The organism is Lacrimispora sp. (genome assembly GCF_046972725.1).
GTDB lineage: Bacteria > Bacillota > Clostridia > Lachnospirales > Lachnospiraceae > Lacrimispora.
Window position 1 is genome coordinate 414,834 of record NZ_JBKVXF010000002.1, and the last position, 13,194, is coordinate 428,027.

Here is a 13,194-nt window from a genome sequence, read left to right on the forward strand (position 1 = left end):
TTTTGTACCCTAAATCGTTGCGACATCGCAACAGAAAGGAAACGGAATGCTTGCATATTATGGATATACCATAAGTCCGAACCAGATAGAAACTGGCGAGGGCTTTTTAATTTGTCGAAACGTCCCTATTGCCCGGACTGGGAGTATGGACTATCTGGAAAGCGAAATAAACCCGGAGGGCAGCTCAGCCAAGATGGTTAAGGTGCTGCGCTCTCCTGAAGAAGTGTTTTCCGAAGCGGCGTTGTCCAGCTTCGAGGGAAAACCCGTAACCAACGAACACCCGCCTGATCTGCTGACTCCAGAAACATACAGTCTTTATGCAAAGGGACACGCTCAGAATGTAAGAAAAGGGGTGGGGGAGTGGGAAGGTCACATGGTAGCCGATTTGCACATTCAGGATGAGACCCTGATCCGAGAGGTGCAGGAGGGAAAGAGAGAGATCAGCTGCGGTTATGAATGCGTCTGGTCAGATAATGGAGATGGAACCTATTCGCAGCATGAAATCCGGGGAAACCATGTGGCCGTGGTAACGCAGGGCCGGGCTGGAAAGAATGTTGCGATTTTGGATTCAAAAAAGAATGTAGAGGCTAAACGGCCAGAAAGGAAAGGTAGCATGAAAAAGAACAGTCTATTTTTTAAGTTATTCGCAAAAGCAGTAAAGGACGCTTCACCAGAAGAATTGGAAGCCATGGCGGATGACGCAGCGGAGGCATTGGGAGAAGAACCAAAGAAAACGGAACCAGTAACACCTCCTGCAGAGGAAGAGGCAAAGGATTTTTCCAGTCTGGATGCAAAATTGGATAAGCTAATGGATCTTTTGTCTGCTAAGAAAGAACCAGAAGCTGATCAGGACCCGCTGGACGGTCTGATCGAATCCCTGACCGGAAAAAAAGAGGAACCGGCAGCTCCTGGCGCAGAAGCAAAGGTGGTTCCTGCCGAGGAACTTGACAAGGCTACCCAAACAGCGGACAAAGCTATTATGGCAGAAGTGATTAAGCAGCTTCGCCCGGTAATCGCAGGAATCAAAGATTCAGCAGACAAAAAGGCTGTTACGGATTCCCTGATTGCCTGCTTGTCAGATGGCAGCACTGTGAGCGATATTGCAAGGATCGCAGCGGCTACACAGAAGAATGCAGCCAGACTGGCGGACAAACAGCCAGGCATTGATCTGGACGCTTGCCAGTCTGCTTATGATGCTATGAACCCACACAAAAATGGAGGTAAGAAATAATGAGAGGACAGGTTATTGGAAAAAACATGACACACGGATATGCCGGAGATTATTCCAGACAGCCGGATATGATTATCGACACTCACCCACTTGGCGGTGATTCTGCCGTAAAGTTTGGAACACCTCTGGTCTATGATAACAATAGCAATGTGGTGGCTTTTGGGGCCAGCAATACCGCCGCAGACTTTGTAGGGGTGGCTTCCAGGGAGTTTAAGACTGCAACGTCTTATCTGTCCCAGTCAACGGGACAGTACGAACCCGGTGAGGCAACCAGCACTTTTAAGCGCGGCTGCATTAATGTGCTTTGCAACGTAGGCAGCCCCAAATTAGGAGGGAAAGTGTACGTTCGAATAGAAGAAAATGCAAATTTTCCTACTGGTGTAGTTGGCGGCTTTGAAGCTGCAGAGGACGCCGGAAAAACCGTGGCACTGACGAATTGCGAATGGCATGGAGAAAAGGACGCCAATGGCATAGCAGAAATCAGGATTTTATCCTGCAACAGAGCATAAGGAGGACAGTTTAATGAAATATCAGAATATGGGAACATTTGATGCGGGTGTTGTGACAGCTCCATCAACGGGAGCTGCGGCTCCACAGAGATTTCAGGTCATGGATGATGCCGCTATCGCAAACGGAGGGGCTTTCTTACAATCAGAGCTGGAAAAGAGAGATAATACCATTCGGCAGCCACTTACCAGCTTTACATACGGGCGTGACCTTCCTGTCCGTGTAGGCGGTGGCTGGGCGGAATATGTGTCAGCTATGAATGTGGAATACGGAATTGCGGGTGGCAGTGAGGACGGCCCCGTTCATGCCGGTGGTGCCAATGGAATACCAATGGTGCAGGCAAATTTTGATAAAGAGCTTTTTAAGACCCATATCTTCTCTGTAGGTATGCGCATCATGTTTGTGGATATGCAGCGCGGCAACATGACCGGACGAAGTTATGAAAGCATTTTAAGAGATGGGGTCAGAATGGCTTATGATAAGCACATGGATGCCAATGCTTATGTCGGTATCAAAAAGTACGGATCCACTGGACTTATCAATAATCCAAACGTAACCACAACAAATGCAGCCTCCACGGGTACCGGCAGCTCGACAGCATTTAAGAGTAAGACCCCGGATCAGATCCTGCAGGATATTAACAGTGCGATTCTTGCAGTATGGGAGAACGCTGAATATGACAGGAGTGCCATTCCAAATCATATTCTAATGCCTTATGAGCAATTTAACTACCTTGCAACAACCAGAGTTTCCGAGTTGGCAGAAAAGACGATTCTAACCTTCCTGCTGGAAAACAATGTTTCCAAGAAAAACGGAACAGATCTTTTTATCGGCGGAGCCTCATGGTGCAAAGGCGCAGGGGCGGGCGGTACTGACCGAATGGTAGTCTACATCAACGCAGAACGCTTTATTGCTATGGACGAACTGGCACCACTTAACCGGGCCATGACTCAGCCAAATGCAACCAACCTTTGCTATGATACCGCATACCTGGCTAACATTTCAGAGGTGCAGATGTTTTATGAAAATATTATGCGCTATGTTGACGGAATTTAAGGAGGGCGATCATGTTTATAAACAGTAAAAAGAATTTTGAAATCTGCGAGGGAGAGAAGAAATTTCTTATTCCTCGTGATTATATCGGAGAAATTCCGGCGTGGGTGGCTAAACACTGGTTAGTACTTGCAGCCATTAAAGACGGGTCCATCGCCACTCCTAAAGCCAGGAAGGATAAAGCATTGGAGCAGGCAGATCAGGAAGCGGGAGAAAAGGCCAGCGCTGTTGACAGGCGGGAAGAATAAGGAGGCCATGTTATGTATGAACAGTTTCATGGTTTAATATCCGCAGCGGCCAACATGCCGAAGCCTGGGGAGCTGGGGACCTACACAAAGGATATGTTCCTGATTGATTTTCCGCAATTTACTAAAAAACAGGTCAATCAGGATGGAGAAAAGGAGAACCAGATCATAAGTCTGGTTCCTGATCCTATGCTGCAGGTGTTTATTAATAATGCAAATGCGAGTATTTTACCCAGCCGGTACGGAGATATTTGGAGATACGCAGCCGGACTTTATGTGGCTCATTTTTCCGCCCTGTATTTAAAGACTTATTCCGATGGATCCGCTACTCCGGCCAGAGCTGCCGCAACCGGCCAGCAGACTGGACTTGTAAAAGAGGCTACCATGGGTGATACGACAATCAGCTATGATAATGAAGCCATTACGGAAGCAAGCGCCAAGTGGGGCTCCTGGAATGCTACTCAGTACGGCCAGCAGCTTGTGACCATGGCCCGTATGATCGGAATGGGAGGTATGTATGTTATTTGATAATCCTGTTTTTGAAAACTGGTACACTGATTCCATGAGTATTTCCAGAAATGTCCCTTATAAGGTTGGAAATATTGATAAAAAGAAACGAGAAGAAGTATACAAGGATGTCCCTTGCAGGGTTTACAGTACCAAAAGAAACGGTCCTTCTTGGAAGGAGACGGCCGCCACGGCTGCTGCTACGGATAAAATAGCCTGTGATGTGTCGGTGGATCTAAAAGCGGGGGATATGCTCATGATTGTAAGGGGCGGGCGCCTGGGGAACGATAGAGAACCGGAGCGGTACTTTGCAGGACTTCCGCAGCTATATTATGATCCTGTTGGTGGAGTGCTTTCCGGATTGGAGCATCAGGAAGCCGTCCTGTTGATGGACGAGGTAATCAAGTAGGGGAGGGGCATATATATGTCTACCTTTGGACAGGCAACCAGGAAGCGTCTGGAGCAACTACGCAAACAGGGGCAGAACGTACCCCAAATTATGGTGGAAGTAATGGAAGGTGCCACGATTGCAGCAGTTGAACGGGCTACGGAATTGACTCCACCAAATGGATCCGCCATATCCGGAACCGGTACACGAACCGGAGACCTGGCACAGGCATGGGAACTGGACAGCATTACAAAGCCGGTGGTATCTGGAGGAAATGTCCGGACTACTCTTGCCAATAATATGCTGTACGCTTCTTATGTGAATGACGGACATCGTATGGATAAGCATTTTGTTCCCGGTTTGGTGGTAAATGGAGGGATGCTTGAAAAAGTAGATCCCAGACTTGGCGGCATTATGGTAGGGACAAAGACACCCTACGTGCAAGGAAAGTACATGAAACAGGCAGGCATAGGGAGATATAAGAATGTTGTGAGGCTGGAACTTGATAAGAGGGTGAAGGAGAATTTTAAATGATATTTGCGCTTACGCAGTTATTGGACTCCATAGGCGGGGCTTTAAAAGAAAGTTATCCGGATATTTCAGTATATAGCAATCCAAATCAGCAGGGGACGGATATCCCTTGCTTTTTTATATTCTTCATGCCAACAGAAACTGAGAATCGGATGGGCCGCCGTTATATGCGGAACATCGGGATTGACGTGGTGTATCTGGTTGAAAAAAACGATCCGGATGCACATGATCAGCTGGTGGCCGTTGCTGATCAGCTGGACTTTGCCCTGGAATTCATTTCATATGGAAATGGAAAGTTACGGACTTTTGACCGTGAATGGAAGATTGACGATGGGGAGCTGCATTACCAGTTTACCATTAAAGCTACCGTATCCTACCTGGATGATACGCCGTCAATTGAGTCCATGGAATCCTATAAAGGAGGTATCAATCAGTATGGCAGCTAAAAAAGAGCCAATGAAGTATAAAACAGAATCCCTGCTTAAGAGCAAAGGGTTTGTAGACTATCAGCAGGATTTTGCCAGGGTGTTGCTTCCTGATTCGGAGTACACCATCGACGAGGCAAAGAAAATATTGAATCAGTTTTTTAATAAAAAGGAGGGAGCGTAAATGGCCGGAGGAACATGGACCAGTCAAAATAAGAAACAGCCCGGTGTTTACATTAATGTAAAGTCAAGCATGGCGCAGACCGTCAGCGTGGGAGATCGGGGCGTAGTTGCAATCTGTGAGCCGTTGTCCTGGGGACCAGAGGGTAAGATCATGACCATTCAAGTAGGTGATGATTTCACTCCATCTATTGGATATGACTCCACCAGTGACAAGGCCCTGTTTTTGCGGGAGATTTTTAAAGGCTCCGGACACACAAAGGGGCCTGTAACAGTTATGCTGTATCGTCCGGTTGCTACAGGAGCAGCAAAGGCCACCGCAAACATTGACCCGCTTACAATCACAGCTAAGCATAACGGAGTAAGAGGAAATGATATTTCTATTACTGTTATCGCAGATCCGGACGATGAGGGTAGTTTTACAGTGCAGACCGTTGTTGATGGAGCAGTGAAGCACACCCAGAATGGAAAGACCGTTGCAGATCTGCAGGCAAATGATTGGGTAGCGTTCTCAGGAACTGGAAATTTATCAGCCAGCGCGGGAACTTCCCTGTCTGGCGGAAATGATGGAATGATAAGCAGTGCAGCATATTCCGCATTCCTTACAGCTTTGGAGCCTTACGCCTTTAATGTCCTGATCTATGACGGAGCAGACAGCACCGTTCAGGCCGCTTATGTGGCTTTTATCAAACGAATGCGGGATAACCTGGGTAAGAAGTGCCAGGCTGTTATGGCAGGCGTTGAAAGTAATTCTGACGCAGTTATATCTGTAAGGAACGGAGTAGAACTGTCAGATGGAACCATCATGACAGCGCAGAGGGCAACTTGGTGGGTTGGAGGAGCTGAAGCAGGAGCAAATTATAATGAGTCCCTGGTATATGCACAGTATCCGGACGCAGTAAATGTCTCTCCACGCTTGACGGCATCGGAGATTGACGAGGCGCTGAGTAAAGGGCAAATCGTATTTTTCGAGGAGTTTGGCAGCGTAAAGGTGGTTTCAGATATTAATACCCTTACTGCTTACACGCCAGATAAAGGCGAAGCATTTAGTTTAAATCAGGTAATACGAACCCTGGATACCATTGCAAACGATGTTTACAAGAACTTTTCTCAGAATTACATAGGTAAGATTCAGAATAACGCTGCTGGCCGGGATTTGCTCAAGGCCTGGATCGTCGGGTATTTGAATGGAATCCAGGCAAATGGGGGCATTCAGAATTTTGTAGCAGATGATGTGGTTGTAGAAGCTGGAGAGGCAATCAATTCCGTTGTAATTACACTTGCGATCCAGCCGGTGGCAGCTGTTGAAAAGATTTACATTACAGCAACCCTTACAGACTAACAGGAGGTAGTATATGTCATTTTTATTAGAGAGTGACGCACTGAACGGTAAAGCGGGTCGGGCCTTTGCGGTGATTGATGGCCGTAACGTGGAAATGTTCGGCCTAAAAAAGATGCAGGCCGATGCCGAGTTTCAGGAAGCAGATTTTAATGTAGTGGGAACTAATCTGGTACAGAAGAAAACCAAGGGTGTAACCCTAACTGGCAGTTTTACAATTTATTACGGGACACCAGAATTCTTAAATATGCTTAAAACGTATTTAAAGACCGGAAAACTGCCCTATTTTACGATTCAGATTACAAACGACGACCAGGGAACAACGGTGGGGACTCAGACAGTGGCACTTTATAATGTCAAACTGAGCAAACTCCCAATTGCTATACTGGATGATAGTGCAGATTACCTGAGCATGGATGTTTCGTTTAGTTTTACTAATATAGAAATATTGAACGCATTTGGAGCCCCGGCGCAGCTGGGAGAGTAGGAGGAATCTATGAGCGCATTAAAAGCATTTTTACAGCCCCCGGTGACGGGAGTTACGAAAGAAGTTATTGTTTCAGACCGTTTCAAAGGTGAAGATGGGAAAACGGTCCCTTTTGTAATTAAAGCCATAAATCAGAAAGAAAATGAAAAGCTGGCACGCATGAGCCGGAAGATATCAACCGTAAAGGGGAACCAGGTGGAGAGTCTGGATAATATCCTGTATACCAAGAGGCTGGTCCTTGCCTGTGTTCAGGAGCCTGATTTTAATGATCAGGAGATCTGTAAGTACTACGGAACCGAGGATCCTTTAGATGTACCATCTCAGATGTTGAGCGTGGGAGAGTATAACCGTCTGTCCGAAGCTATTTTGGAGTTAAATGGCATGAGAGATCCTAAGGAGATAATGGAAGATGCAAAAAACTCCTAAACGGGGAAGATATGGACACGATGTTGGCTTACTATATGTTTGTCAATCACGGTCGCTTCCCCGGCGAGGTTGCGGATCTTTCGGATAACGAAAAGATATTATTGTATCAGATGGCTATAAAAGAAATAAACAGCAGGCCCAAGAAGTAAAGGAGGAACTATGGGAGAGATAAGAGAAGATTTTATACTTAGTGATCAGTTTAGTGCATCTTTTTCCAAGTTCCTTGATCTTGGGAATTCTGCAGTCAGCCAAATGCAGCGGATTGATCAATCTGTTACAAATACGGAAATGACTATGCGTCGGTCCATCGGAGGAGCTGCAGGCGCAATTATTTCAAACATGCGGCAAGCCGGTGCCCAGTCTGCTGCGCAAATGGATCATCTCAATGCAACAATCAGGGAAATGGGTGATAATTCCCGTTATGTAGCTGTTCAGGGAATGAATGAAATCAATGAGACCTTAAAAAAGATATTAGCCTCCTCTGTGAAAGTAACCAATCAACAGGACAGGCACAATAATAAGATCAAGCAGGCTGATGGATCTGCAAATAAATTATTGTCGACCGTGAAAAGCCTTGTTGCCGTTGCTGCCGGCTTTACCATCGGAAAAGAACTGTTTGGACTATCTGATGAAATGACTCAAACAACTGCCCGGTTAAATTTAATGAATAAAGGGTTCCAGGCAAAAGACGTAAGTTCCGGAGCAGCCGCGCAGGAAACGCAGGGAAACGAGGCTATAAACAACAGCCTGCAACAGACAGAGCAGCTTCAGGAAAAGATTTATCTGTCAGCTCAAAGATCAAGAACCAGCTATCTTGATACGGCGGATGTGGTTGCTAAGTTGGGGCAAAGGGCCAGTGACGCATTTTCAGGAAGTGATGAAGTTCTGGCTTTTGCTGAAAACCTCAATAAGCAATTCAAAATTGCGGGTGCCAGCCAGCAGGAAATTGCTTCGGCATCTTTGCAGCTCACGCAGGCATTAGGATCAGGAGTCTTACGTGGCGAGGAATTGAATGCAGTTTTTGAAGCAGCCCCAAATGTAATACAAACCATTGCTGATTATTTAGACGTACCAATCGGCAAAATCAGGGACATGGCTGCCGATGGTTTAATTACTTCCGATATTGTAAAAAATGCCATGCTAAGTGCAACTGACAAGATTAATGAGCAATTTGATAGCATTCCAATGACCTGGGCTGATGCCTGGAACATGATGAAAAATGCTGGAGTTCATGCTTTGGACGATGTTTTAGGAAAAATGAATGAGTTCCTAAGCAGCGATACCGGACAAAAAGCAATTGAGGGAATAATCGGAGCTATAGAAATACTGGCAGACGTAGCGTCCTTTGCCATTGACCTGCTGGCTTCAGGAGCAAATTTTGTAATTGAAAACTGGGACTATATTTATCCTTTTTTGATAGGTATAGGAGTAGCATTGGCTGTAGCAGGGGCTGTAGGGTTGGCCTCTGGCCTTCAAACCGCAGCCGGTTGGATAAGTGCTGCGTGGCCATTTGTCTTAATTGCCGTTTTAATCGGTGCATTAATTCTAGGACTTACGCAGGCTGGAGTTTCATTTGAACAGATGGGCCAAGTAGTAGGTACGGTGTTTGGTTTTATTTATGCCGTAGGTTACAATTCTGTGGCTGATTTATGGAATTTGATCGCAGTATTTGCAGAGTTTTTTGCCAATGTATTTAATGATCCCGCCTCTGCTATTGCACACCTCCTCCATGGATTATTTGATACCATACTGGGCGAAATTGAAACGGTTGCCAATGCCATAGATGCAGTGCTTAAGACCAATATGTCGGGGGCTGTGTCTGGTTTTAGAAATAAGTTAAGTGGCTGGGTAGATGATGCCTTTGGTGAACAGGCTGTGACAATTAAGCGCATGACCAAATTAGATACCGGTGCAACCGCTGGTGAGGGTGGCGAATTAGGATCCTCTCTTGGCAAGAAAATGGACAATATGAATTTCAGCCTCGACTCCATTACTGGTAAATTGGGTGGGCTTGGTGGTTCTTTTGGTGCCGGTATGGGAGATATTGGCAACGTCGGTAAAGTTGGTAAGGTAGGCAAAATAGAAGATGATGTGAATATTGCGGATGAAAATATTAAGCTCCTTAGAGATTTGTCGGAACGGCAGTATGTAGCACTGGTAAATCTTACAGTACCACAGACTAATCTTTCAGTAAACCAGAATGTTACGGGCGGAGGTGGTTCCGATTTAGATGCCATGCTTACTGCTCTAAGTAATGTCCTGGGTACGCAGCAGGCTTCAAGCAGCAATGTTGTTGCAGGATAGGAGGTTTTATGCGAAACAAATACAAATTCTTTGCAGATATGGGCGGAAATACTATAGAATTTCCAGTCAATCCAAAAGAATACACTATATCATATCCTTCCGATCATAAGACCTACAATATTTTAGATACGGGAGAAATCGTGGTTCCCAGTTCGCCTTCTTTGATGGAAGTGTCCTGGGAATCTTACTTCCCTGGGGATAGTGATGATCCTCTTATTTATGGACACGATTGGTCAGAGCCGGGGGATTATGTTGAAGCAATCTTGGATGCAAGGGACAATAAGGAAATATGTGATCTTGTAATAAGCCGGTACAATGCCAGAGGCAGCCGAATGTACGATACCAATATCAGCGCTTTGATAGATAGTTTTGAGACAACCGAAAAAGGTGGAGAAGCTGGAGACGTGTATTATAAAATTAAATTCAAAGAATACCGCAGCTATGCTCCGATCAAGGTTGTACTTCCGCAGCCAGAGGCGGCCACAAGCGGGACTACCCAGGTAGAGGAACAGCCAAGGCCCTTATCGGCAGCCCCTGAATTGCGTGTAGGGGCTACGGTCATTGCAAACGGTAAATATTTCAGCAGCAGTTATGGAGATAAGCCCACCGGCACAGCAAACAACTTGACAACAACGGTTTCCAGGATTATTCCGGATGCTTCCCGTCCCTATCCGATATTGATAGGTGGGAGCCGCGGATGGATTAAAGCAGATCAGCTGCAGGTGACTGGATGAGTTATAAACTTTTAATATTCAATGCTGAATCGAATACGATGTATGATTACGCCCCTGTTACCCAGAAGGTCACTTACACCACAAACAGGAACGGCAGCGCAGGAAAGCTGACATTTACCTATCTGCAGGAAAAACCCATCAATCTTACAGAGGGCGCAAAGGTTCAGTTTTATGTTGACGGAAAAGAAATATTCCTGGGATTTGTTTTTGTTATTGAGCAGGATCGGTGGGGAGTTGTTTCTGTGACTGCTTACGATCAGCTTCGGTATTTAAAAGCAAAAGCCAGTTATAGCTTTGTAGGAAAGCGTTTGGGGGAGATGATCCAACAGATTGCCACCGATATGCAGCTACAGACAGGGAACCTGGAAGATACCGGATATGTCATTCCTACTCTGACCAAAGAGAACACAGAATGCCTGGATATTATCGAATACGGTTTACAAGTGACTCAGTACAATACCGGAAAAACCTTTGTATTCTATGATGATTTTGGCAAACTTTCTTTGACAGAAGCTAAGAATATGATGTCCGATATCCTTATTGGTAATGGCAGTATCATAACGGATTATTCTTATAAATCGGATATTGACTCGGATACTTATAATCAGGTGAAACTTGTCCGTCCTAATAAAAAAACAGGACAAGGGGATACCTATATATTTAATGACACCGCCACGATCAAAAAGTGGGGCCTCCTGCAAAAGTACGAAAAGGTAGACGAGAATCTGAATGAGGCGCAGATAAACCAGCAAGGAAATATCATGATGGCTTACTATGACCGGGTGCTTAAGACAATATCGGTTGATGGCGTGGGAGGTGTGCCAGGGCTTAAAGCGGGTGCTATGGCAATGTTTAAGATTAAAGACGTTCCAGAACTTTCCGCAGGGTATTATCTGCTTCTTGATAAGGTAAAGCATACCTTTTCAGACGGGGAGCACACAATGAGCGTCGAGGCAAAGCTCATAAATGGTTAAGGAGGATAAATGGAACTGATAGAAAGACTTAAGTCTATTATTAATGATACTGTAAAAGCTATGGATCTATTGGATACTGGCTATGCTACCGTAGAGTCGGTATCTCCTCTGACACTGAAAATCCAGGCCACACAGTTGATCGTAACGGAGCCGGTGGCGATTCTGACAGATAATTTACAGTACCGTGCTGTAACGGTGCAAGGTGAAACAGTTATTATCAATCCTGGTATAAAGCCAGGAGATAAGGTGTTGGTATTAAAAGCCAATGCAGGTCAAAATTATATCGCAATGTCGAAAGTGTAGGTGATACGATGGCAACATTACCAGATTCAGCAAGTTCAGCTATTTATGAAAATGAGAGTAAGGAGTATCCTTCGGAAACCTATCTGGTGGATAAAAGTACTGGCACCATTAAAAGGGTAGGAGGTGGCCTGGAAGCAATGAAACAGGCTGCGGAAATCATACTGAATACTGAAAGGTACCAGAATCAGATTTATACTTCTAATTTTGGAAGAGAATTAAAAAAAATAATTGGAAAGCCTCCGGAATACGTGGCCAGTATGTTAAAAAGGCGTATTCAAGAGGCTTTTTCTGTTGATAAGCGTTTTCTTTCAGTGGGTAATTTTGTGTTTGACGCCACGGAGCTGGGGACGTTGAAATGTACTTTTGAAATTAAGACCGTGTATGGCACAGTTCCTGGGGAGGTGGAAATTTGATAGATTTTAGTAATAAAACTTATGCGAATATACTTGCAGCTCAGCTAAACAGGGTACCAGATACAATAGATAAAAGAGAAGGATCCATGATCCAGACCGCCCTGGGTCCTGAAAGCTGGTATCTGGAAGGTTTGTATCTGGACCTGGATTCCGTTCAGAAAAATGCCTACGCTGAGACTGCCGGAGGATCTTGGCTCAATATGCTGGTTGCGGAACGGGGCCTTGAACGGAAAGCAGCTACCAGGGCAGTAAAAAAAGGCTTCTTTAATATTCAGGTCCCTATCGGTTCCCGTTTCTCAGCTCTTACAGGCAGTGGATATCTTACATATAAGGTACTGGAATTCATTGACCATACGGACGCTGGATATGGCTACAAGATGGAATGTGAGACTGCGGGAGAGATTGGAAATAATTATTCCGGTCAGTTAGTCGCTGTTGACTATGTGACGGGGCTCACCTCGGCACAGCTTACAGAACTTCTTTCCGGAGGAATGGAAGAAGAAACGGACGCTTCTCTGCGGGAACGGTACTTTGCTACGTTTGATGTTGCCACATTTGGCGGAAACATTGCTTCATACCGAAATGCGATTCTTGCCATTGAGGGTGTGGGGGCGGTACAGATTTATCCGACCTGGCAGGGCGGCGGGACCGTGTTGTGCAGCATCCTTGATGGTAATTATAAACCTGCAGGAAGCACAATAATTGACCGGGTACAAAATGAAATATGTCCCCCAGAAGATGATGGAACAGAACCCTCGCCAAATGGGTACGGGCTGGCCCCAATCGGAGCTGCCGTCACAATAGGAACCGGTGAAGAACTGAAACTTGATTTTACTCTTACCGTTCAGTTCCTTTCCGGAATACAAAACGGAGAAACGGTCTATAAAGGCCAGATTGAAGAAAAAATCGAAGAGTATCTGGATTCCGTCCGCCAGTCTTGGGGAGCTATGCTCAAAAGTCAAAAGATTAAATATTCAGTAACGGTATATGTGTCCAGAATTATTTATGCAATCCTCACGATCCCGGAAATCGTCAATGTTACAGATGTGACCATTAACGGATCCGCATCTGATGTGGTATGCATAGAAAATTCTACCGTGCAGCAAGTGCCAATTATGGGGACGGTGATTATAAATGGCGGTTGACT

18 protein-coding genes are annotated in these 13,194 nt (G+C 45.5%); all 18 read left to right on the top strand.

The genetic code is table 11. From position 1 onward, the window contains the following. Window positions 1-46: 46 nt before the first annotated feature. The 18 genes from ACLTWA_RS10175 (at window position 47) to ACLTWA_RS10260 (ending at window position 13,192) form a co-directional block, all read left to right on the top strand. Window positions 47-1,231: a DUF2213 domain-containing protein gene (locus ACLTWA_RS10175; protein ID WP_412327591.1), complete on the top strand. Its 1,185-nt coding sequence runs from the start codon at window positions 47-49 to the stop codon at window positions 1,229-1,231. After that, a complete protein-coding gene (locus tag ACLTWA_RS10180) occupies window positions 1,231-1,740 on the top strand; it encodes a hypothetical protein (protein WP_412327592.1) in 510 nt (169 codons plus the stop codon). The genes ACLTWA_RS10175 and ACLTWA_RS10180 overlap by 1 nt, the downstream gene beginning before the upstream one ends. Window positions 1,741-1,753: 13 nt before the next feature. Continuing rightward, window positions 1,754-2,794, top strand: coding sequence for a DUF2184 domain-containing protein (locus ACLTWA_RS10185; RefSeq protein WP_412327593.1), 1,041 nt, complete (start codon window positions 1,754-1,756; stop codon window positions 2,792-2,794). 11 nt (window positions 2,795-2,805) lie between these two features. After that, window positions 2,806-3,039 (top strand): hypothetical protein, encoded by a 234-nt coding sequence (locus ACLTWA_RS10190; RefSeq protein ID WP_412327594.1) that lies wholly within the window; start codon window positions 2,806-2,808, stop codon window positions 3,037-3,039. 12 nt (window positions 3,040-3,051) lie between these two features. Next, on the top strand, window positions 3,052-3,564 hold the full coding sequence (locus ACLTWA_RS10195; RefSeq protein ID WP_412327595.1) for a DUF4054 domain-containing protein: 513 nt from the start codon (window positions 3,052-3,054) through the stop codon (window positions 3,562-3,564). Continuing rightward, window positions 3,554-3,952 (top strand): hypothetical protein, encoded by a 399-nt coding sequence (locus ACLTWA_RS10200; protein WP_412327596.1) that lies wholly within the window; start codon window positions 3,554-3,556, stop codon window positions 3,950-3,952. The genes ACLTWA_RS10195 and ACLTWA_RS10200 overlap by 11 nt, the downstream gene beginning before the upstream one ends. Before the next feature lie 15 nt (window positions 3,953-3,967). Next, window positions 3,968-4,465, top strand: a complete 498-nt coding sequence (locus ACLTWA_RS10205; RefSeq protein WP_412327597.1) for an HK97 gp10 family phage protein — start codon at window positions 3,968-3,970, stop codon at window positions 4,463-4,465. Further along, the gene (locus ACLTWA_RS10210) at window positions 4,462-4,908 is read left to right on the top strand and encodes a DUF6838 family protein (protein WP_412327598.1); all 447 of its coding nucleotides are present in this window, start codon (window positions 4,462-4,464) and stop codon (window positions 4,906-4,908) included. Before ACLTWA_RS10205 ends, ACLTWA_RS10210 begins: the two co-directional genes overlap by 4 nt. After that, entirely contained in the window at window positions 4,898-5,071 is a 174-nt protein-coding gene (locus ACLTWA_RS10215) for a hypothetical protein (RefSeq protein WP_412327599.1), read from the top strand. Before ACLTWA_RS10210 ends, ACLTWA_RS10215 begins: the two co-directional genes overlap by 11 nt. Then, window positions 5,072-6,409 (top strand): phage tail sheath family protein, encoded by a 1,338-nt coding sequence (locus ACLTWA_RS10220; protein WP_412327600.1) that lies wholly within the window; start codon window positions 5,072-5,074, stop codon window positions 6,407-6,409. 13 nt (window positions 6,410-6,422) lie between these two features. Then, window positions 6,423-6,893: a phage tail tube protein gene (locus ACLTWA_RS10225; RefSeq protein ID WP_412327601.1), complete on the top strand. Its 471-nt coding sequence runs from the start codon at window positions 6,423-6,425 to the stop codon at window positions 6,891-6,893. A gap of 9 nt (window positions 6,894-6,902) precedes the next feature. Then, entirely contained in the window at window positions 6,903-7,319 is a 417-nt protein-coding gene (locus tag ACLTWA_RS10230; protein ID WP_412327602.1) for a phage tail assembly chaperone, read from the top strand. Window positions 7,320-7,478: 159 nt separating this feature from the next. Beyond that, on the top strand, window positions 7,479-9,623 hold the full coding sequence (locus ACLTWA_RS10235) for a tape measure protein (RefSeq protein ID WP_412327603.1): 2,145 nt from the start codon (window positions 7,479-7,481) through the stop codon (window positions 9,621-9,623). Window positions 9,624-9,631: 8 nt separating this feature from the next. Then, window positions 9,632-10,357 (top strand): hypothetical protein, encoded by a 726-nt coding sequence (locus tag ACLTWA_RS10240; protein ID WP_412327604.1) that lies wholly within the window; start codon window positions 9,632-9,634, stop codon window positions 10,355-10,357. After that, window positions 10,354-11,331 (top strand): hypothetical protein, encoded by a 978-nt coding sequence (locus ACLTWA_RS10245; protein WP_412327605.1) that lies wholly within the window; start codon window positions 10,354-10,356, stop codon window positions 11,329-11,331. The genes ACLTWA_RS10240 and ACLTWA_RS10245 overlap by 4 nt, the downstream gene beginning before the upstream one ends. Window positions 11,332-11,340: 9 nt before the next feature. Continuing rightward, window positions 11,341-11,634 carry a DUF2577 family protein gene (locus tag ACLTWA_RS10250; RefSeq protein WP_412327606.1) on the top strand — a complete coding sequence of 98 codons (294 nt, stop codon included), beginning with the start codon at window positions 11,341-11,343 and terminating at the stop codon, window positions 11,632-11,634. A gap of 8 nt (window positions 11,635-11,642) precedes the next feature. After that, window positions 11,643-12,047: a DUF2634 domain-containing protein gene (locus ACLTWA_RS10255; protein WP_412327607.1), complete on the top strand. Its 405-nt coding sequence runs from the start codon at window positions 11,643-11,645 to the stop codon at window positions 12,045-12,047. Beyond that, on the top strand, window positions 12,044-13,192 hold the full coding sequence (locus ACLTWA_RS10260) for a baseplate J/gp47 family protein (protein ID WP_412327608.1): 1,149 nt from the start codon (window positions 12,044-12,046) through the stop codon (window positions 13,190-13,192). The genes ACLTWA_RS10255 and ACLTWA_RS10260 overlap by 4 nt, the downstream gene beginning before the upstream one ends. The last annotated feature ends 2 nt before the right edge of the window (window positions 13,193-13,194 follow it).

What these genes read in the sequence shown, in the direction of transcription:
- ACLTWA_RS10175 (WP_412327591.1), top strand. Translation starts at nt 47, where the DNA reads ATGCTTGCATATTATGGATATACCATAAGTCCGAACCAGATAGAAACT.
- ACLTWA_RS10180 (WP_412327592.1), top strand. Translation starts at nt 1,231, where the DNA reads ATGAGAGGACAGGTTATTGGAAAAAACATGACACACGGATATGCCGGA.
- ACLTWA_RS10185 (WP_412327593.1), top strand. Translation starts at nt 1,754, where the DNA reads ATGAAATATCAGAATATGGGAACATTTGATGCGGGTGTTGTGACAGCT.
- ACLTWA_RS10190 (WP_412327594.1), top strand. Translation starts at nt 2,806, where the DNA reads ATGTTTATAAACAGTAAAAAGAATTTTGAAATCTGCGAGGGAGAGAAG.
- ACLTWA_RS10195 (WP_412327595.1), top strand. Translation starts at nt 3,052, where the DNA reads ATGTATGAACAGTTTCATGGTTTAATATCCGCAGCGGCCAACATGCCG.
- ACLTWA_RS10200 (WP_412327596.1), top strand. Translation starts at nt 3,554, where the DNA reads ATGTTATTTGATAATCCTGTTTTTGAAAACTGGTACACTGATTCCATG.
- ACLTWA_RS10205 (WP_412327597.1), top strand. Translation starts at nt 3,968, where the DNA reads ATGTCTACCTTTGGACAGGCAACCAGGAAGCGTCTGGAGCAACTACGC.
- ACLTWA_RS10210 (WP_412327598.1), top strand. Translation starts at nt 4,462, where the DNA reads ATGATATTTGCGCTTACGCAGTTATTGGACTCCATAGGCGGGGCTTTA.
- ACLTWA_RS10215 (WP_412327599.1), top strand. Translation starts at nt 4,898, where the DNA reads ATGGCAGCTAAAAAAGAGCCAATGAAGTATAAAACAGAATCCCTGCTT.
- ACLTWA_RS10220 (WP_412327600.1), top strand. Translation starts at nt 5,072, where the DNA reads ATGGCCGGAGGAACATGGACCAGTCAAAATAAGAAACAGCCCGGTGTT.
- ACLTWA_RS10225 (WP_412327601.1), top strand. Translation starts at nt 6,423, where the DNA reads ATGTCATTTTTATTAGAGAGTGACGCACTGAACGGTAAAGCGGGTCGG.
- ACLTWA_RS10230 (WP_412327602.1), top strand. Translation starts at nt 6,903, where the DNA reads ATGAGCGCATTAAAAGCATTTTTACAGCCCCCGGTGACGGGAGTTACG.
- ACLTWA_RS10235 (WP_412327603.1), top strand. Translation starts at nt 7,479, where the DNA reads ATGGGAGAGATAAGAGAAGATTTTATACTTAGTGATCAGTTTAGTGCA.
- ACLTWA_RS10240 (WP_412327604.1), top strand. Translation starts at nt 9,632, where the DNA reads ATGCGAAACAAATACAAATTCTTTGCAGATATGGGCGGAAATACTATA.
- ACLTWA_RS10245 (WP_412327605.1), top strand. Translation starts at nt 10,354, where the DNA reads ATGAGTTATAAACTTTTAATATTCAATGCTGAATCGAATACGATGTAT.
- ACLTWA_RS10250 (WP_412327606.1), top strand. Translation starts at nt 11,341, where the DNA reads ATGGAACTGATAGAAAGACTTAAGTCTATTATTAATGATACTGTAAAA.
- ACLTWA_RS10255 (WP_412327607.1), top strand. Translation starts at nt 11,643, where the DNA reads ATGGCAACATTACCAGATTCAGCAAGTTCAGCTATTTATGAAAATGAG.